At 46.5% G+C, this 17,946-nt stretch carries 14 protein-coding genes; 12 read left to right on the top strand and 2 right to left on the bottom strand.

The window, feature by feature from the left end:
- Positions 1 to 64: 64 nt before the first annotated feature.
- The 7 genes from JYB63_RS03410 to JYB63_RS03380 all read left to right on the top strand — a co-directional run bounded on the left by JYB63_RS03410 (position 65) and on the right by JYB63_RS03380 (position 11,280).
- Positions 65 to 949, top strand: a complete 885-nt coding sequence (locus JYB63_RS03410; RefSeq protein WP_205656400.1) for a PilN domain-containing protein — start codon at positions 65 to 67, stop codon at positions 947 to 949.
- Positions 939 to 1,535 (top strand): type II secretion system protein GspM, encoded by a 597-nt coding sequence (gene gspM, locus JYB63_RS03405; protein ID WP_205656399.1) that lies wholly within the window; start codon positions 939 to 941, stop codon positions 1,533 to 1,535. The genes JYB63_RS03410 and gspM overlap by 11 nt, the downstream gene beginning before the upstream one ends.
- Positions 1,532 to 2,083 carry a hypothetical protein gene (locus tag JYB63_RS03400; protein ID WP_205656398.1) on the top strand — a complete coding sequence of 184 codons (552 nt, stop codon included), beginning with the start codon at positions 1,532 to 1,534 and terminating at the stop codon, positions 2,081 to 2,083. Before gspM ends, JYB63_RS03400 begins: the two co-directional genes overlap by 4 nt.
- A gap of 34 nt (positions 2,084 to 2,117) precedes the next feature.
- Positions 2,118 to 4,145: a type II secretion system secretin GspD gene (gspD, locus tag JYB63_RS03395; RefSeq protein WP_205656397.1), complete on the top strand. Its 2,028-nt coding sequence runs from the start codon at positions 2,118 to 2,120 to the stop codon at positions 4,143 to 4,145.
- Positions 4,146 to 4,433: 288 nt separating this feature from the next.
- Positions 4,434 to 4,814 (top strand): hypothetical protein, encoded by a 381-nt coding sequence (locus tag JYB63_RS03390; RefSeq protein WP_205656396.1) that lies wholly within the window; start codon positions 4,434 to 4,436, stop codon positions 4,812 to 4,814.
- Between the two features lie 56 nt (positions 4,815 to 4,870).
- On the top strand, positions 4,871 to 10,675 hold the full coding sequence (locus JYB63_RS03385; RefSeq protein ID WP_336510844.1) for an RHS repeat-associated core domain-containing protein: 5,805 nt from the start codon (positions 4,871 to 4,873) through the stop codon (positions 10,673 to 10,675).
- Entirely contained in the window at positions 10,675 to 11,280 is a 606-nt protein-coding gene (locus JYB63_RS03380) for a hypothetical protein (RefSeq protein ID WP_205656394.1), read from the top strand. The genes JYB63_RS03385 and JYB63_RS03380 overlap by 1 nt, the downstream gene beginning before the upstream one ends.
- Before the next feature lie 590 nt (positions 11,281 to 11,870).
- Here the strand turns inward: JYB63_RS03380 and JYB63_RS03375 are convergent.
- Positions 11,871 to 12,182 carry an ArsR/SmtB family transcription factor gene (locus JYB63_RS03375; RefSeq protein WP_205656393.1) on the bottom strand — a complete coding sequence of 104 codons (312 nt, stop codon included), beginning with the start codon at positions 12,180 to 12,182 and terminating at the stop codon, positions 11,871 to 11,873.
- 279 nt (positions 12,183 to 12,461) lie between these two features.
- Between JYB63_RS03375 and JYB63_RS03370 the strand changes: the two genes are divergently transcribed.
- Together JYB63_RS03370 and JYB63_RS03365 are read left to right on the top strand one after the other, a co-directional pair.
- Positions 12,462 to 13,451 carry a permease gene (locus JYB63_RS03370; protein ID WP_243431793.1) on the top strand — a complete coding sequence of 330 codons (990 nt, stop codon included), beginning with the start codon at positions 12,462 to 12,464 and terminating at the stop codon, positions 13,449 to 13,451.
- A gap of 66 nt (positions 13,452 to 13,517) precedes the next feature.
- Positions 13,518 to 14,105, top strand: coding sequence for a sigma-70 family RNA polymerase sigma factor (locus tag JYB63_RS03365; protein ID WP_205656392.1), 588 nt, complete (start codon positions 13,518 to 13,520; stop codon positions 14,103 to 14,105).
- Here the strand turns inward: JYB63_RS03365 and JYB63_RS03360 are convergent.
- Positions 14,081 to 14,488: a rhodanese-like domain-containing protein gene (locus JYB63_RS03360; RefSeq protein WP_205656391.1), complete on the bottom strand. Its 408-nt coding sequence runs from the start codon at positions 14,486 to 14,488 to the stop codon at positions 14,081 to 14,083. The two genes, JYB63_RS03365 and JYB63_RS03360, sit on opposite strands and share 25 nt — an antisense overlap.
- A 196-nt stretch (positions 14,489 to 14,684) precedes the next feature.
- On the opposite strand from JYB63_RS03360, the gene JYB63_RS03355 reads away from it, so the two are divergent.
- The 3 genes from JYB63_RS03355 (at position 14,685) to JYB63_RS03345 (ending at position 17,892) form a co-directional block, all read left to right on the top strand.
- Entirely contained in the window at positions 14,685 to 15,908 is a 1,224-nt protein-coding gene (locus tag JYB63_RS03355) for a MalY/PatB family protein (protein ID WP_205656390.1), read from the top strand.
- Positions 15,909 to 16,091: 183 nt separating this feature from the next.
- Positions 16,092 to 17,351, top strand: coding sequence for a sulfite dehydrogenase (soxC, locus tag JYB63_RS03350; RefSeq protein ID WP_205656389.1), 1,260 nt, complete (start codon positions 16,092 to 16,094; stop codon positions 17,349 to 17,351).
- Entirely contained in the window at positions 17,341 to 17,892 is a 552-nt protein-coding gene (locus tag JYB63_RS03345) for a c-type cytochrome (RefSeq protein ID WP_205656388.1), read from the top strand. Before soxC ends, JYB63_RS03345 begins: the two co-directional genes overlap by 11 nt.
- Positions 17,893 to 17,946: the final 54 nt, after the last annotated feature.

Raw genomic sequence — 17,946 nt, 5'->3', positions numbered from 1 at the left:
AGTTCGTTATCAGAACGAAGCTTTTTATGCGCGCTCCGCAGACATGGCTGGACCGGACGGGTTTATGATTAATACCGAAACACTGAACCATGAAGCGCGCAGGCTTATTCGTCGGGCTCATTTAACGATACTGTACTTACCTGATGATCAGGTATTACAAACCCGCTTATCTTTACCGGCCCGTACAGAAAAACACCTGGCTGATGTCATTCGTTATGAAATGGACCGTATAACGCCATTCAGTGCCAGTGATGTATGGTTTGATTTCTGTTCGCGCCCTTCCGGAATATCCAAAGATGAAATAGAAGTTGCTATACAGATTATTCCCCGAAAAACGGTTGCCAGACATTTATCAGAACTCAGTAATCACGGAATTACGCCGGACCTGATAACTACGGCTAAGGCGGTGAAGTTTAATGGCCAGCGCTTCAATGTTTTACCTGAATCTGAAGCCCCTGTCTTCAGGCGAAGGTACAGATCATTACAGCTGATTTTATTCTCCGTGAATATTCTGCTGCTGGTTGCAGCGTTATGGTTGCCCTGGCAGCACTCAGAGCTGGAAGTGCATCAACTTAAGGCTGAACTGAACCTGGCTCGCAGTGCCGCTGAAGATGTTATGGCGGTGCAAAAACAGGCTCAGAATATTGCTGATCAGCAGTCCGTTTTTAATCAGTATGTTGCTGGTTACCCTTCTTCACTGACAGTGTTAGCTGAGCTGTCCCGTCAATTGCCTCAGCATACCTGGCTGCAAAAGCTGGTGATAGACCAGAATGCTGTACGCATCTGGGGTGAAAGTACCGATGCCGCAGCGATCATTCCATTACTGGAAAGCACTGAAGTATTAAGTGAAACGCGGTTTGATGCACCGGTCAGCCGGAATCCGGTATCCGGTACCGAACGTTTTGTCGCCCGGGCCAGGTTGCTGAAGGAGGTTGAAAATGACTTATGACGTAAGTCGTTGGCAAGATCGTTATCAGCCATACCTGGCATTTATTTCTCTGATTATCGGCCTCGGCTTTGTATATCTGGTGATTGTTTATCCCCTGACGGATGCTTTCCGTGACAGGTCTCAACAGATTGAAGCGTTACGGTTTCAGCTGGGAAAATATCAGCAGATACAAGACTCCCGGGCGGCAATAGATGCGCAACATGAGTCGATTCAGCAGGTTGTCGCTCAACAACAGAATTTCTTGGTGGGTGACAGTAGTGCAGTTACGGAGGCATTAATGCTGCAGCTGATCCAGCAGCAGGTGCAGTCGGTCGGCAGCCAGATCAGAACCTCCCAGTTACTCAGCAGTATAAAGCAGGATGAATCTCTCGCCGGCTACGGCATTCAGGAGATCAGTCAGCGGGTGCAATTAACGATGAGCATTGCCCAACTGACTGAGCTGCTGCGCATATTAGAAACACACCGGCCGATCTTGCAGATTAAGCACCTCACCGTTAATCCGGTTCGGGGGGCGGAGCAGCAATGGCAGACTCTTGAGGTACTGCTGACCATCAGTGGTTATAGCCAGCAAGCGGAGCCGTTATGATGGATAGCCGTTATCTGTCCCGACTCACCCTTTTGCAGTTAATACTGTCCGTTATGTTGATAGCCGGCATTCTTAGTAACTGGCTTGAGCCATCTGTTGATTCAGTTGAGTCTGCGACAGCTGAGGTACAAATAAAGCAGGTGGTTATGCCTGTCATCCCTGCTGGTGGACGGGGCGATGCTAATAAAGATGCTGCCGATGCCGAATTATATTTTCTGTTCAGTGCATCCCGATCCGTACTGCCCGTCGAAGACGTCCGCCCTGCTGCACCGGTCATTGCAAAACCCTCCCCGCCGTCTGTTTCAGACTGGATTCTGACCGGCACCATCATCTCAGATGACAAACAAATTGCTCTGTTTCAGTCCCGCCGCGATAACACGTCAGTTGCGCTGGAAAATGGCATGTCCCTGAATGGCTGGAAGATTAAGCAGGTAACAAGTCTGGGCGTGGTTCTGCTCTGGGATGATCAGCATCAGGAATTGTTTATCAGACAACATGATAAGCCGGGCGAACCACACCGGTCCCTGTATACGCGGTTAAACGAATAGCGAAATCGGATATGAACGATGGAAGGAATTCATCATGAAGGTTAACAATAAGAATCTGGCGACTCTCCTGCTATATCTGTTTATTACTTCCGGATGTTCATATTTTCCTGATAAAAACGATACGTCTTTTGCCTCGCATCAACCGGTGGGGATTAAGGTGGCCGGAAACCATGATGCTGCACCGTATTCCATAGGTAATCAGCCAGAGTTGGAGCGTACAAAAGCGCCCCTCTATGAAATTATTCCTAAGCAGGGAGAGTTTTTTAAGACTGAAAATACAGTAAGAACCGCCAGCGAAGGCGGCGATATTATGCTTAATTTCAACCAGACGGACCTTCACGAAGTAGTCAGAACCATACTTGGGGAGATCCTGAACCGGAATTATGTCATTCATGATTCTGTTCGTGGCAAGGTGTCACTGAATACCAGTCAGGCAATTACTCAGGAATCACTGATTCCCACGCTGGACTCCCTGCTTTATATGCACGGTGCTGTGCTGCACGACAATGGCACACTGATAGAAGTGCTGCCTGCAGATGCGGTTCAGAGTGCCGGAGTGCCCCGTTTGCAGCTGGATAATGCGCAGGGCTATCAAACCCTGGTTGTGCCGCTGAGATATATTTCAGTGAAAGAAATGGAGAAGATACTGCGCACAGTTGCATCAGATAGCGCAGTAATCGACTCTGACCAGTCTAACAATCTGTTGCTGCTGACGGCCTCAGGAACAGAGTTGGCGACCCTGTTATCAACCATACGTACATTTGATGTAAACCAGCTTAAAGGTATGTCCATTGGGCTGTTTCAGCTGCGCTATGTGACGCCGGAAACAATTATTGGTGAGCTTGAGTCAGTATTCGGTGATACAGCAACAGGCCCTGTAGCCGGTTTGCTGCGTTTTGTAGCGATTGAGCGGCTGAATACTGTCATGGCTATTACGCCTCAGCCACAGTATCTGGACAGTGTTCAGCAATGGGTTGGAAGGCTTGACCGTAAAGGTCAGAATGCCAGTCCGACGCTTCATGTCTATAAGGTTAAATACGGCAAGGCTGAATATCTGGCATCGTTGCTCGATAAACTGTTCAGGGTGAAGAAACGGCCATCAGTAACGTCCGGTTCTGCTGAGCTGTCATTGCCGGAAGGAATCAGAAATACCGAGTATCAGCAGCCATCCGGGGTAGCGCCCGGTGGCATAAGGGTTATCGCAGACAAAGAAAATAACTCATTACTGATAATGGCGACTGAGTCTGATTACGAAGGCATTCTTTTATCGCTTCAGCAGCTGGATATATTGCCCCATCAGGTATTGGTAGAAGCGACAATTGTTGAAGTAAGCCTCAGCGGCGACCTGAACTACGGTATCGACTGGTTTTTTAAGAATGGCTTTGGCGGCGAGGGTTTGGGGAGCGAAACCCGGCTGACCAGCCCACAAAGTAGCACGGGATTCAGTTACCGTATTCTGGATACATCCGGCAATATCAGGGCGTTATTTACAGCACTGGCTTCTGATAACCGTATTAATATTGTCTCTTCCCCCTCCCTGATGGTGCTTGATAACCAGTCTGCAACGATAAAAGTGGGCGATCAGGTGCCTGTTTCAACGTCGGAAACCGTCAACACTTCAAACAACAATAACAACCTGATAACCACATCCGTGCAATACCGGGATACCGGTGTGCTGTTGGAGGTTACGCCGCAAATTAAAAACGGTGGGCTGGTTGTGCTTGATATCAACCAGGATGTCAGTGATGCATCCGTGACGACCTCCTCTGGCATTCAGTCCCCTACGATCAATCAGAGGCAAATACAGACAACCGTGGCGGTGCAAAGTGGTAACACCTTAGTACTGGGTGGTCTCATACGGGAAACCAAGGATTCAGGCACCAGTGGTATCCCCGGCCTGAAGGATTTACCCGGTGTTGGTGTACTGTTCGGGTCGGCAGGTAAGAAAAGCCGCAGAACAGAATTAGTCGTATTGATTACACCGACTGCAATTCGTAATCAAAACGAAGCTATACAGGTAACAGAAGAATTTAAGTTAAAAATGAAAGGGTTAAGTTTGTAATAAAATTATACTTAAACAGAGTATCTTGTTTTTGTTTACAGTTAATAACTGTTTTTAGTTGTTAACTGCATATATATTTTACTTATCAAATATTTAATGAGTGCCTAAGTGGCTAAGTAAATACATGTTTATTTAAGTCATTGTTAATATGAATTATTAAGTGTTTATGAAATATTTTCATTTGAATTAAATTGCGTGCTTCAATCAGTTAACTATATTTTTCACTACAGATTTAACGGACCCTGGCAATTATTTTGATTGTCAGTAATAAATCAAGGAAGGTGAAAAATGTCTTTCTCTGCTCTCCCCTCATTGACGCTCTTATTTGCAGTAACCGTTGGCCTTTCAACGACCAGTATACACGCGGACACAGCTGCTGTTAAAGATAAAAAACACGTAAAAACATACACTTCAGCCACATCCGAGGCAAAGGTGTCGCGTCGCTTATCTGATAAGCAGCAAAAAAAGCTGGGCATGATTGGTCAGCCAAAAAAGAATGCTGATCAGTTATATTCACTAAAGCCTGCCGAAAGTAAAAGCTCTGATAATAGCGAATTAATCAGTAAGTCACAGACTGGCGTTATCACATTGCCTCCTGATAAACAGGAAACGATCGGTCAGTCATTTTCCCTTGATGAAATTGACCAGGTTAATTCAAAGCGCCAGTAATATTCAGAACATTTCTTTTTAGATAACTAATTAAAGCTTATGGAGGAGTTTTAGTTATGAATACTTTACTCTCATCCCTCACTTCTTACGGCTCATTTAAAAGTAACAGAGCCTGTAAAGCTTATCTTTTATTGATAGGCTTAATTGTCTTAATATCCAGCTCGATGGCACTCGCGGTTAATAAAATTCATATACCGGGTAGTTTTGCTGTTGATCCCAGCGGAGCCGCTACATACAGAGTACCGATCGAAGTCCCTCCCGGTACTGCAGGTATGACCCCTAATATCGCCCTTCAATATAACAGTCACCGTGGAGATGGCTTAGTAGGTATGGGGTGGTCTGTTTCAGGCCTTGGCGTGATTAGCCGGTGTGCAAAAACAATTGCTCAGGATGGTGTTAAAGGCAGTATTTCTTACACATCCAGCGATCGGTTTTGTCTGAATGGGAAGCGTCTGATGAGTGTATCCGGCACTTATGGAGCTGACGGTACGACTTACCGGACGGAGATGGATAGCTTTGCACGGATTACATCTCATGGAACATTTGGTAATGGCCCTGAGTGGTTCGAAGTGGAAGCTAAAGATGGACGGATTTACGAGTACGGTAATACGAATGACTCCCGGATCAAGTACAACCTGGGTTCCGCTATAGGCGATACAGCAATCAACTGGGCGCTGAATAAGGTTCGGGATCGCAGCGGTAACTACTACACCGTTTCTTACGCAACTGATCCCACTAGTGATCAGGTCTTTTGGCCAACAGTGATTAATTATACAGGTAACAGTAACAGCGGACTGGCGACCTATAACAGTGTTGAATTTTTATACTTTTCAAGTCGTCCGTTAGGCAGCATCAGAATACCGGTCCTGTATGGTTTTGGTGAAATGGACACTTTGCTGGCAGGGATTCGTACAAAAAATACAACGAACACCGTTAAAGATTACTGGCTTTCATATGACTCAGCGCCGGCAACGAACCGGTTAAGGTTAACCAGTATAAGTCAGTGTGGTGGAGGAAGTTCCTCTAACTGTATTCTTCCTACTGAATTTGAATGGCAGTCTGCAGACTACGCTAATAATCACACCTGGTCAGGTGCTCAGGCTGTCTTAAGTGGAGGCTGGGAGTTAGCAGATTTATTTGCTGAAGGCCGTAAATTGTATGTTACTACGAATACAACTGGTCAGTTTCATGCCACACAAACCAATGCAGACGGCACAAAACAGCATTGGTCCTGGAGCGGTGGACATAGCGTTGCGAACTCTGAATGGAAATTGGCGGATTTATTCGGAGATGGCCGTGATGTTTTCCATACAGTTACCAGCAGCGGTGTACACAAAGCTACCCGATTAAATAAAGATGGTACCGTACAAAACTTTACCTGGAACGGAGGCCATTCCCCTGTCGGCGGTGTCTCAGAGCTTGTAGACCTGTTTGGTGAAGGCCGTAACATATTTTATACACACAATTCATCAGGGACTCACTACGCAACTCAGCTCAACAGTGATGGTACCAAGCAAAACTGGACATGGACCGGTGCTTTTGCACCAGAAAATGCCGGCTGGCGTCTGGCAGATCCGTTTGGTGAAGGCCGTCGCGTATTCCTGACGATTTTCTCAAAACCGACTGATGTTATCAGTAATAATTATAACAATGGCAGCGGCCACCTCTCGTTCAGAATATCCCGCTTAAATAAAGATGGTTCAGTCGATAACTACGAGAGTCAGAGGAACATTGATGACAATGTGCTCTACGATGGCCAGTGGGAAATGGTTGATTTATTCGGTATCGGCCGGGACTCATTTTTCATGGCCCGTTACGATTTATCGGGTGACAGTCCACCAACGAATGCAACTGCTGCCCGGCATTTGCGGATCAATCCACACCCGGTTACTCCTAACGCGTTGAGTTTTTCTTCATACACTGTGGGTGTAGATCTGCCAGTTGGCCCTGAAGGCGTTCAGTTTGCTGATATTTTTGGGGTTGGCCGTAAGTTTTATTACACCTATAAAGGTAATGGAGAGCATTTCGCAATATCTTTCCAGCCCAGTCCTTATCAACTATACAACTGGACTGATGCTGAGAACACCCATGGTCAGGGTATGCAGATGGGAGATATTTTCGGTGATGGCCGGGAAGCATTTGTAGCCCCTGACAGCAGCGGTAATATTTACTCGCTTCGTTTCAGTAATCAGAAGCCTGACTTGATAAATAAAGTCATCAGCGGACTGGATGCCGAAACAGCAATTACCTATAAATCACTGACAGATTTAACGCCGGGTTTCTACACAAAAGGAACCGGTGCTACCTATCCGGACCGTGATCTGCAACTTCCTTTGTACATGGTGAGCAGCACCTCCAGTGATAACGGCATCGGTGGCCAGAATACCCGAGACTTCAGTTACGAAGCGGCCAAAGCTAATGTTTACGGTCGTGGGTTCTTAGGCTTTGGAAAAATCACATCAGTCGACAATACCAGCGGTATTACCCGGCATCAGGAGTATCTGCAGAGCTGGCCATTCATCGGTGCTATGTCGGCCTCATCTTCCTGGCATAACGGCAATCAGCTTAGCCAGGTCAGTCAGACATTTGCGCAGGCCAGCCCGACTACAAACTCCCGTTTTGTCTATATGGATCAGCGGACGGAATCTTCCTGGGATTTAAATCAGGCGGCTTTACCAACCGTTAATGTACAGAACACCTACGACTGTACGGCTACGCCGACCAATTGCTACGGTAACCTGACGCAGAAAGTTACCAGTGCTTCCGATGGTATATCTCAGACTCTGGATCAGACTTTTGCTAATAACAGCACTGACTGGCTGATTGGTCAGGTGACCCGTTCTGAGCTAACAGCAGACGGTGTGACCCGCACCAAGGCCTATGAATATCATGCCAATACCGGCCTTCTTACGAAAGAAACGGTTGAGCCGGATAATAATCAGCTCAGACTGGATACGGTTTATCAGCATGATGTGTTTGGCAATATGAGCCAGGAAACAGTCTCCTCCCCTGCAACCGGTAATCAGGCTATTGCCAGTCGTAGTCAGCAATACAGTTATGATCCCCGTGGCCGTTTTCCGATTACGCTGAGCAACGCGCTTAATCACCAGACTACCCGGGTCTATGACAGTTGGTTTGGCGCACAGCAAAAAGAAACAGATCCAAATGGACGGTTAACACAAAGTTATTATTCTGATTTAGGCCTGAATTTTATCAGCCTGACCCCCAATGGAAATATTGTTCGCAATGGCTGGGCTGTCTGTAACACGAATTGTGTAAACGGCAGTTACTACTTTGTACAGAAAACCCCAAGGGCCAATAATGATGTCACGCAGAATGGTGCTAAAGAGTGGATTCATTATGACAAGCTGGACCGGGAAGTCGCACATGTAATTGAAGGTTTTGATCCGCTGGGTTCAGCAACCCTGATTTATACCTACACAGAATATGACGACCGTGGCAGGGTTAAACGTAAATCCAGACCGTTTTACGACGGAAATACACCCCAGTGGACGACTTACACATACGACGCACTGGACAGAGTATTAACTGAAACCCAGGCAAACAGTGCCCTGACGACCTATGCCTATAACGGCTTAACCCAAACAACCAAAGCTTATAAGAACGTCATTGATTTTGAGCAATCAGTCAGCGTGAAGAATAGCCGCGGTGATATCGTGCAGGTTACCGATGGCATTGGTTATACAACCAGTTATGAGTACAACGGCTTTGGTGATCTGACGAAAACCACATCCGGCACCAGTACAGTTACCGATATTCAGTTGGATATTTTGGGCCGGAAAATCAGCCTGGATGACCCGGACAAAGGATACTGGACCTATGAATACAACCCGCTGAACCTATTAGTTAAACAAACCAGCGCAAACGGTGATATCACCACCTTTGACTATGATCTGCTGGACCGGATGACCCAGCGGACAGAAGTGGATCTGACCTCAAACTGGTATTTCGATACGAAAAAAGCGGGTGGTTCCTGCCCTAAAGGCATTGGCCAGCTGTGCGAAGAAGAAACCGATACCGGCTTTAGCCGAACCCATACCTACGACTCGCTGGCCCGCCCCAGCGGTATGACAACCAGCATGGGCTTCTTTAACTTTACTGCCAGTATGACCTATGACTCAAATGGCAGGGTTAATCAGGTGACATACCCTTCCGGAGATGTCATCAAAAACCATTACACCGCCCGGGGCTACCATGAAAAAGTCACTGACAGCAGCGGCTCGGTAACCTACTGGCAGGCAACGGCGATGACCGCTGAGCAGCAGCTTTCAAGCGCCAGCCTGGGTAATAACTTAACGGAAGACCGTACCTATCAGACTTCGACAGGACGTTTAACGGATATCGAAACAGGCTTTGTGGTTGATCAGTCATATGGTTATGACTGGCTGGGCAACCTCACCAGCCGTCAGGATGATGTGCAGTTCTATCAGGAAACCGCTACCTACGACAGTGTCAGCCGTCTGATTAACACAACAGGTACCGGTTATCCGTTACTTGCGATGAGTTATGCAGACAATGGCAACATCGACAGCAAGTCAGATGTGGGAAGTTATCTCTACCTGCCAGGTTCTAAGCCACATGCCGTAATGGGGACGACCGGTAGTGTTAATTCGATCTACACCTACGATGCCAACGGTAATATGCTCACCGGTAGTGGTCGCACCATGACCTGGACCAGCTTTAACCAGCCAGACACCATCACTGCGAACAGTAACACTGTCAGCTATGAATATGGCACCGATCATCAGCGGGTGAAGCAGGTACAGCCAAGTAAGACTACCTACTACATGCACGGCAATATGGGAGCAAGTCTGTTCTATGAAGAAGATGAGTTTGGCGATAAGCGCAGCTATATAACTGCTGGCGGTCAGGTTGTTGCTGTTATTGTTAAGTCCTGGTTTCAGACTGATGTCTATTACTGGCATACGGATGTGTTAGGCAGTCTGTTATCCGTTACCGATGCAAACGGCATAAGTATTCAGGACTGTACTTATGACGCCTTCGGTCAGCGCGACTGCCCTTTCAGTACGCCGCAGTTTACCCGTAGCTATACAGGCCATGAGCAACTGCCAAGCGGTCTGATACACATGAATGGTCGCCTGTATGATCCGCAATTAGGTCGGATGATCTCTGCCGATATCATGGTTCCCTACCCTTATAAGCCACAGAGCTATAATAGATTTAGTTATGTGCGGAATAATCCGCTGAGTATGGTGGATCCGAGTGGGTATTTCGATAAAGAAAACGCTCATAATATATCCAGTAACCAATCAACTATGTTTGGTCTCCCCTCAGATCAAAACCAAGTCTCTGACACTGTTCTATTTGCTGTGTTTCCCGGGCATTTAAATGTCACAGTTAATTTTTCTAAGTCATTAGGAATCGCTGGTATAGGCACTGTAAATGCGGATGAACAAAGTGAGAGTAGACAGAACAGAAGATGGCAGCCACGTCTTCATGTCGCAAAAGAACATGAGGCTAAAGTTGCTTTTTTACAGGACTTAGCTGAAGAAGCTGCACAGGAATTTGACGATACGTGCACATTTGACTGTCATATCCCTTGGGTCAGAGGTGCTAAAATACATAAACTATTTGAGCACAAAGTGAAATTAGCTGGTAATGGCTTTGATGCTGAGGTTAGCTACTTAAATGGTTCTCGAGTTAATCATGGACGTAAAGGTTCAAGTAGAGCTGATGCAATTTATGGTTTACCTGCGGCACCGGAGTTTGCTATAGAATTAAAAACAGGGTATTTCGCATTTGTGTCTGATAGACAAATAAACAATTACAAGCAAAACTTACCAAGTAATACAGTACTTTACCTTATGTGGGTTAGATAATGATTATATTGAATAAACAAAACCAAGCATCAATTAAGGATTTATTAGGAGGATGTGATTTTTTTAATTCGTACTTATATTTACTGCCAGTAGAGGGGGCATTGGTTGGAGGTTTTTGTTTTGAAGAAACTAAAAGTGGTGTGTATATTCACAAATATATACATCCACTTTTTAATAGGCAATATGAGTTTAATTTAAATTTCTCCGAAAGCATCCCTTATCCTAAAGGTTTTATTAATAAAGATAATGCTAAGAATAGCAATGTTGTTGATCAGATAATATCTATTATTACTCCTGACGTTGATGAAGTTAAAAGAAAATCTAATATGAATTATTTAAATGATTACATTGAACATAATAAAGCGTTGTTAAATAACGAATGGATCCATAAAGATTATGCTTTAAACTTAATACTTTTAGATAAACTTGATGAGTCAGTTTATCATTTAGATAAAATATTATCATTGAACTTGCCTATTAATAGAAAACAAATAATTGATGACTGTGCAGTTGTGAAACAAACCATATTAGAAGGGAAGGATCCTAAATTATTATTAAATGACTGGGTGAGAGAAATGAAGGATAGATTATGCCAGTCTAACTAAAATAAATATTGTTGTTGTGCAGGGGTTAATGGGATCAGGTCTTGTCTTTCATATCATTAAACATAAGGCCTGTACCATTTCTAGTTGTTTTGATTTTTATTATGAAAATTCTGTTGATTGAATCTATTTTAAATAGTGGTTTTTAATTGTTAGATTCTTTTTGATCTGATTTGTATTTTTCTGGAGATTTTAATGTTCAAAATATATGTGTAAAAGTACCAAAATTAAACCGGTAAAATACATAGTTATTCTATGGGTTGGATTGTTTTTTGGTTTGGCTGCAGCAGCAGTAATGTTCTTTATAGATGACGATTCTGGCTATCTGTCATATGCATTGGTGTTCGTTTTATCCCTGTTCTACTCAATCACATACTATGCCCTTGTAATTGATGTGCTTAAAGAGTTTGGCTTTAAATGTGTTTTTATAGTGTTGTTGGCCATTATTGTGGGTGATAAATATCTGTTTTTGCTGGTCTTCTTAGCACCATACCTGTACTTAGCATACGTCACTTTTTATTTAATAAAATATGAAATCAACCGGGAGCGTACCTGAGTACAGTCAGAGTATGTTCTGGTTACTACAGCCTCTCTTATCCGTTATCTGGCTTTTCCCCGCTTTCTTTACTGCAGCACTCATCAATCAGAAAGGTGGCCAGCGCCAGTAACTTATCGTACTGAGGCACACAGTAGAGTGTGCGCCCTTCTCTGCGCTGCTCTACCAGACCGACAGATACCAGCCGGCTGATATGATGCGACAGGGTGGATCCCGGTATGCCAAGGTTGGTTTGCAACTCCCCTACAGGTACCCCCTGATGCCCGGCTTTAACCAGATACCGGAATACTTCCAGGCGGGTTTCGTGGCCCAGCTCTGCCAGGCGTTTTGCGGCAAGTTGTGTCTGCATCTCTGTTTCCTCGTTAAACTATTTCGATATTAATCGAAGTATTTTTAAAACGCAAAAGCATAGATACGTTATCCTTTTTATCTTCAAAAGCCAGAGTCATGTTGGCTTTTATACATGAAAATCAATGGGTTGTTTTGATATGTAGGTTCTCTTGCTAAACCGTTATCGGTTGATGAGTATTTATATGTTTCTATAAATCCAGAAATATCGATTGACGCGCTGCTATTTATTTCTATAATTCTGGAAATATAGATAAACAACTCGTATTACGGAGTATATATGTCCCCTGAAACCATTCAGATGTTTGAAGATGCACTCGGTATGTTTGCATTTCTGGCTGTTGAGTTAACCCTGCTGTTCCTGGCTATCAGTTATCTGGTGGGGGTTCTGCAGGAGTTCATTACGCCGGAGAAAATCCAGTCAATTCTCAGTTCCCGCAAAGGTAAAGGCTATGTGATCGCTGCTTTACTGGGGGCAATCACCCCCTTCTGTTCCTGCTCGACCATTCCTTTTCTTAAGGGGTTGCTGCGTGCCCGGGCTGGCTTTGGGCCGATGATGGTGTTCCTGTTTTCCAGTCCGCTACTAAACCCGGTCATCATCGGCCTGTTTGTAATCACCTTCGGTTTGCAGGTTGCTGTTATGTATTTCAGCGTTGCACTGGTGGTATCTGTAACCGCAGGTTTCGTGCTGGAAAAGCTGGGCTTTGAGCGCTATGTACGTGAAGAGGCGTATCAGCAGCCGGTTGCCAGTGGTTGCGGTGCTGCTGCAAGCACTGGTTGCGGTGAAACTGTCACTAGCAGTTGTGGCGAGACTACCAGCACTGGCTGCGGTTCATCCGACACCCCAGCCCAGGCTGTTGAAAGTCGCTGGGTGCGTATCTGGAAAGCGACCTGGAAAGACTTTAAGCAGGTCGTGCCTTATCTGCTGCTGGGTATCTGCCTTGGGTCATTTATCTATGGCTTTATCCCAACGGATCTGATTGCTAAGTACGCCGGTGATGCTACCTGGTATGCGATTCCTGTCGCAGCAGTAATAGGTATTCCTCTGTATATCCGTGCGGAAGCGGTCATCCCTCTGAGTGCTGCGCTGGTTAAAAAAGGCATGGCGCTTGGGTCTGTGATGGCGCTGATTATCGGCAGTGCCGGTGCCAGCCTCACCGAAGTGATTTTGCTGAAGGCTATTTTCAAAAACCAGATGATTGCCGCCTTCCTGTTTGTCATTCTCAGTATGGCCATTCTGGCAGGTCTGATGTTTAACCTGTTTATGTAACTGTTCAGTGCGCTACCGTCATCCTGGCGGTAGTGCTGTCTCAGCCTGCGAATTTATGGTGAGTGTATGACAATTGAATTGCTCTGGTTCAGTAATCAGGCAAGCATTAAAGCCTTTTTACATACTAAGATCTCCAGCCCGGAAGATGTGGAGGAGTTATTACAGGAAGTTGCCCTGCGTGCGTTCATGAACATTGATACGTTAAAGTCTGAAGATAAAGCCAGAGCCTGGCTGTACCGTATTGCACACAATCTGGTGATCGACTTTTACCGGAAGAAACATGTACAGCAATGCCCTCACCCGGATGATCTCTGGTATGCAGACCCATTTGCCGATCCGGAACATGTTTTCTCTCCCTGTATTGAGCCATTGCTTCGTGACTTACCTGAAGATATAGCGGATCTGATTTATTCAATTGATATTCAGAGACAGTCTCAGAAAGCTTATGCAGCGCGTCTTGGAATCAGTTATTCGACCTTTAAATCCAGGGTGCAAAAGGCCAGGAAGATGTTATACGGGTTATTTCATGAGTATTGTGAGATTTCACTGGACCGGCGCGGTCAGATCCTGGATTTCAGCGTTCGTCCTGATAAGTCCGCGCCCTGCTCACTGGTCAGCTCAAAGGGGGCTCAGGCCGGGTGTGTTTCTTCCTGAATAACCGCTCCCTCATACTGTTGCCATTCTGCAAAGCCTCCGGTCAGGTTTCTGACTGGCTGCAGGCCCATTTTTCTTGCCTGTTCTGCGGCAAACAGTGAACGCAGCCCGTGTGCGCAGTAAAACACATAGGTTTTGTCCTGATTAAATATCGCGTTATGTGCCGGACATTCCGGGTCTATCAGAAACTCCAGCATGCCTCTTGGGCAGGTAAATGCTCCGGGGATGACACCCAGCTTGCTGCGTTCCTGTGCTTCACGTACGTCAATAAAAATATAATCCTCATCGTTTAAGCGTGTTATTGCTTCCTGAACTGTTATTGCCTGCACGGTTTTTTCTGCAGATGCTGTTAATACCTGTATACCCTTAGTAATTCTTTGCATGCTTTGCTCCGGCATTTGGCCGGCCTCTTTGTGAATGTTTGCTTATAAGACGCAGTGATATTCAAAAGATGAATTGTTTTGTGTGATGCGGACATTTGTATCCGGCTGATCGTCTTTCGTTTTCTGCTTCGTCTTACAGAACAGGCTTACAGAGCAATCTTTGTTTACACATCCGTTCAGATATCAGGAGAATAATATGGGGTTTGAACAACCGGCGCGTAACAGTCAGAACAGTTTTATCCGTAACAGCGAATCCATGTTGCAGGGAATATTCGGTACCACGGATGTCACCCCTTTCTGGGTGGCTGATATGGATTTTAAAGTAGCGCCCCCCGTGCAGGCCGAGCTCCGGCGCCTGGCTGAGCGTGGGCAGTTTGCGTATGAGTTCAATTCAGCCGGTGTGTTTGCAGCGGTCAGTGGCTGGTTTAAGCGTCGCCATAATCTGGATCTGGATACAGGCAATTTTGTACAGGTCACAGGAGTATTAACGGCGGCTGCTTTGCTGATCCGTGAACTGACGGATGAAGGCGACAGTGTGCTGATGCAGACCCCTGCTTATCATCAGTTTTCGAAAATGATCAGCTCAGCCGGCCGCAATATCGTTACCAGTCCGCTTAAGGTCGATGATGGTCGCTATGCGATGGATTTTGCCGATCTTGAAGTCAAGCTCAGTGCGCTGGATGTAAAGGTAATGATTCTGTGTAATCCGCATAATCCGGTCGGTCGCGTCTGGACTGCAGATGAGCTGAAAACACTGACGGATATCGCGAACAAACACGGTGTTGTGATTATCAGTGATGAAATTCATGCGGATATTATTTATTCAGGGCACCGTTTTACCAGTCTGATGGCGGTTGATCCGGCGAATCATGTGTCCCTGATCGGCTCGCCGTCTAAAACCTTCGGTATGCAGAGTATTTCTGACGGTTACATCTACACCCAACATTCAGAACTTCTGGAGAGTATGCGCGCGGTGTCCTCCTCAATGTATCTGGATCACGGCAATGCCTTCACCACCTTTGCGACCATTGCGGCCTTTAATCAGGGGGATGGCTGGGTAGATGGGCTACTGGAGTATCTGCAGGGGAACATCCGCTGGATTAGTCACTTTCTGGAATCAGAGTTGCCAGCAGTAAAGATGTTTCCGGTAGAGGGTACATATCAGGTTTGGCTGGATTTTTCTGCAACGGGGCTGTCCGGTGAAGCCCTTGTTAAAACCCTGGGTGAAGCCGGGTTTGGCGCGTCACCCGGCAGCTGGTTCGACAGCGAAGCCAGTGGCTTTGCCCGTATGAACTTTGCTGTGCCTAAAGAGGACATTGAAGCTGCCTTCCGGCGATTAAAAGATGTTTTAACAGCACCGGTGGCTGCACAACCGCAGCCCACCGATACAGAGTCTGATAAAACACGAAGCTGTTGCTAGTCAGTTATCCTCCTGGCAGGGTTGTTCCAGGCCCTGCTTTCTGAATTTCAAAACTCTCCCTGCTCTTTTTCTTGTCTGTCCTGATGGCTGTTTGGCGCTGTAAATCGTCTTTTTATTTCTGCTTCGTCTTATCTGGGTGAATGTTCGCATTCAGATACCCTCTATGACCGAAGGTAAAAATATATGAATAACAATGAAGATCTTAAATCCGAAATGCTGCCCAGACGCCGTTTCTTACGGTCCGGCGCGACGTTTTTAACGGCTATATCCGCACCCGCTGCCGTTTCCTCAGCGGTTGCCGGGACAGTCAAAATGCCCGAATCCATGCTGACACCGGGCGGTAATGCAGATGAATACGGTAATCCCTCCGTTTATGAAAGTAATGTAAAACGTCTGGTGACACCACAGAATGGTATGTCTGCCCTGACTTATACTTATGCGCCATTACATCAGCAAAAAGGCACCATCACCCCTTCTGGGTTGCATTTCAGCGTGCATCACTCTGGTTTAACGGATATCGATCCGGACAGCCACAGCCTGTATATCCACGGTATGACCGAAAAAGCCCTGAAGTTTTCTGTCAGCGATTTGCTGCGGTATCCGATGGTTGGCGGCCATATGTTTCTGGAGTGCAGCGGTAACACCTGGCCGCAGGCTGTCTTTCCCAATGCCGAACAAAAAACCTTACAGGAACTGTACGGGCTGGTGTCCGGCTCTGAATGGTACGGTGTTTCCCTGCGCCGCTTGCTGGAAGAAGCCGGTGTAAAACCCGGGGCTAAGTGGGTGATTGCTGAAGGCAGCGATGCCGGATCAATGGCCCGCAGCATTCCCCTCGAACGGATCATGGATGACGCCATTATTGCCCTGTACCAGAATGGTGAACGGTTACGGCCTTCACAGGGCTACCCTATGCGTTTATTTATGCCGGGGCTGGAAGGCAATGTCAGCGTCAAATGGTTGCGCCGCCTGGAAGTGACAGACCGGCCTGCCTATACCCAGAACGAAAACCGCTCATATTCCGATACTCTGGGAGACGGCCGGTTGCAGAACTTCAGTTTGTATATGGGAGTTAAATCGGTCATTACTCATCCATCTGCCGGACAGCAGTTACCGGATAAAGGTTATTACGAGATTGCAGGCCTGGCATGGAGCGGCTTTGGCAAGGTTAAAGCTGTTGAAGTCTCAGTGGATGGCGGTAAAAACTGGATATCGGCAACGCTGGACGGGCCGGTGCACACTAAATCCCTGACCCGCTTTTCACTGCCCTGGAAATGGACGGGCGAAGCGGTTCAGTTACAGAGCCGTGCAATGGATGATTACGGCAATGTGCAGCCAACTCATGCTCAGTGGCGTAAAAGCTATTATCAGGGGTCGCCAAAGCACTATAACGCCATTCAAACCTGGCATATTGATCAGCACGGAGGGGTTAACAATGCATTCTGATTTCACCGTTTCTGTTGTATTTTCGTCGCTCCTGTTTGCTGTCGCGGCGCATGGGGCTGAGACCCCTGACCTGGGCCGGGAACTGAGTAATCAGGATGTTGCCGCTATCAGCACGACGGTGTTTCCCGACGGCACAGGCCTGCCATCCGGTAGCGGTAACGCAATTTCTGGAGCAGTTATATATAAGACCCAGTGCGCGCATTGTCATGGGGCGGACGGGGCTGGTAATCGCCAGTATCACGTTCCGTCACTGGTGGGTGAACCCAAACATGGCAGTGACTGGTCAATGGGCTATTCATGGCCGTATGCGACGTCAGTGTTTGATTATATCCGCCGCGCTATGCCGCCTTATAACGTTAAACAGCTGAGCGATGATGAGGTCTACGCTGTCACCGCTTATATTCTGGAAATGAATAAACTGGTCAGTGCTGAGGAAATAATGGATCAGAACAGCCTGCCCCAGGTTGAAATGCCGGCCAGCCAGTATTTTCGGAATAAATGGGAAGAAGAGGAACAGCATTACCGCTTGCCAGAGTATTAGCAGCGTTTCTTGCAGCAACCGTTCGGTTGCTGCGCATTTGCCTGCCGGGCGCTG

This window comes from Aliamphritea spongicola (assembly GCF_017051665.1).
Classification (GTDB): domain Bacteria; phylum Pseudomonadota; class Gammaproteobacteria; order Pseudomonadales; family Balneatricaceae; genus Amphritea; species Amphritea spongicola.
Note: the sequence above shows the minus strand (reverse complement) of the source record. Positions and strands in the feature narration are given on the sequence as shown.

Coding starts and splice junctions, on each gene's coding strand:
- JYB63_RS03410 (WP_205656400.1), top strand. CDS start 65: ATGATTAATACCGAAACACTGAACCATGAAGCGCGCAGGCTTATTCGT.
- gspM (WP_205656399.1), top strand. CDS start 939: ATGACTTATGACGTAAGTCGTTGGCAAGATCGTTATCAGCCATACCTG.
- JYB63_RS03400 (WP_205656398.1), top strand. CDS start 1,532: ATGATGGATAGCCGTTATCTGTCCCGACTCACCCTTTTGCAGTTAATA.
- gspD (WP_205656397.1), top strand. CDS start 2,118: ATGAAGGTTAACAATAAGAATCTGGCGACTCTCCTGCTATATCTGTTT.
- JYB63_RS03390 (WP_205656396.1), top strand. CDS start 4,434: ATGTCTTTCTCTGCTCTCCCCTCATTGACGCTCTTATTTGCAGTAACC.
- JYB63_RS03385 (WP_336510844.1), top strand. CDS start 4,871: ATGAATACTTTACTCTCATCCCTCACTTCTTACGGCTCATTTAAAAGT.
- JYB63_RS03380 (WP_205656394.1), top strand. CDS start 10,675: ATGATTATATTGAATAAACAAAACCAAGCATCAATTAAGGATTTATTA.
- JYB63_RS03375 (WP_205656393.1), bottom strand. CDS start 12,182: ATGCAGACACAACTTGCCGCAAAACGCCTGGCAGAGCTGGGCCACGAA.
- JYB63_RS03370 (WP_243431793.1), top strand. CDS start 12,462: ATGTCCCCTGAAACCATTCAGATGTTTGAAGATGCACTCGGTATGTTT.
- JYB63_RS03365 (WP_205656392.1), top strand. CDS start 13,518: ATGACAATTGAATTGCTCTGGTTCAGTAATCAGGCAAGCATTAAAGCC.
- JYB63_RS03360 (WP_205656391.1), bottom strand. CDS start 14,488: ATGCAAAGAATTACTAAGGGTATACAGGTATTAACAGCATCTGCAGAA.
- JYB63_RS03355 (WP_205656390.1), top strand. CDS start 14,685: ATGGGGTTTGAACAACCGGCGCGTAACAGTCAGAACAGTTTTATCCGT.
- soxC (WP_205656389.1), top strand. CDS start 16,092: ATGAATAACAATGAAGATCTTAAATCCGAAATGCTGCCCAGACGCCGT.
- JYB63_RS03345 (WP_205656388.1), top strand. CDS start 17,341: ATGCATTCTGATTTCACCGTTTCTGTTGTATTTTCGTCGCTCCTGTTT.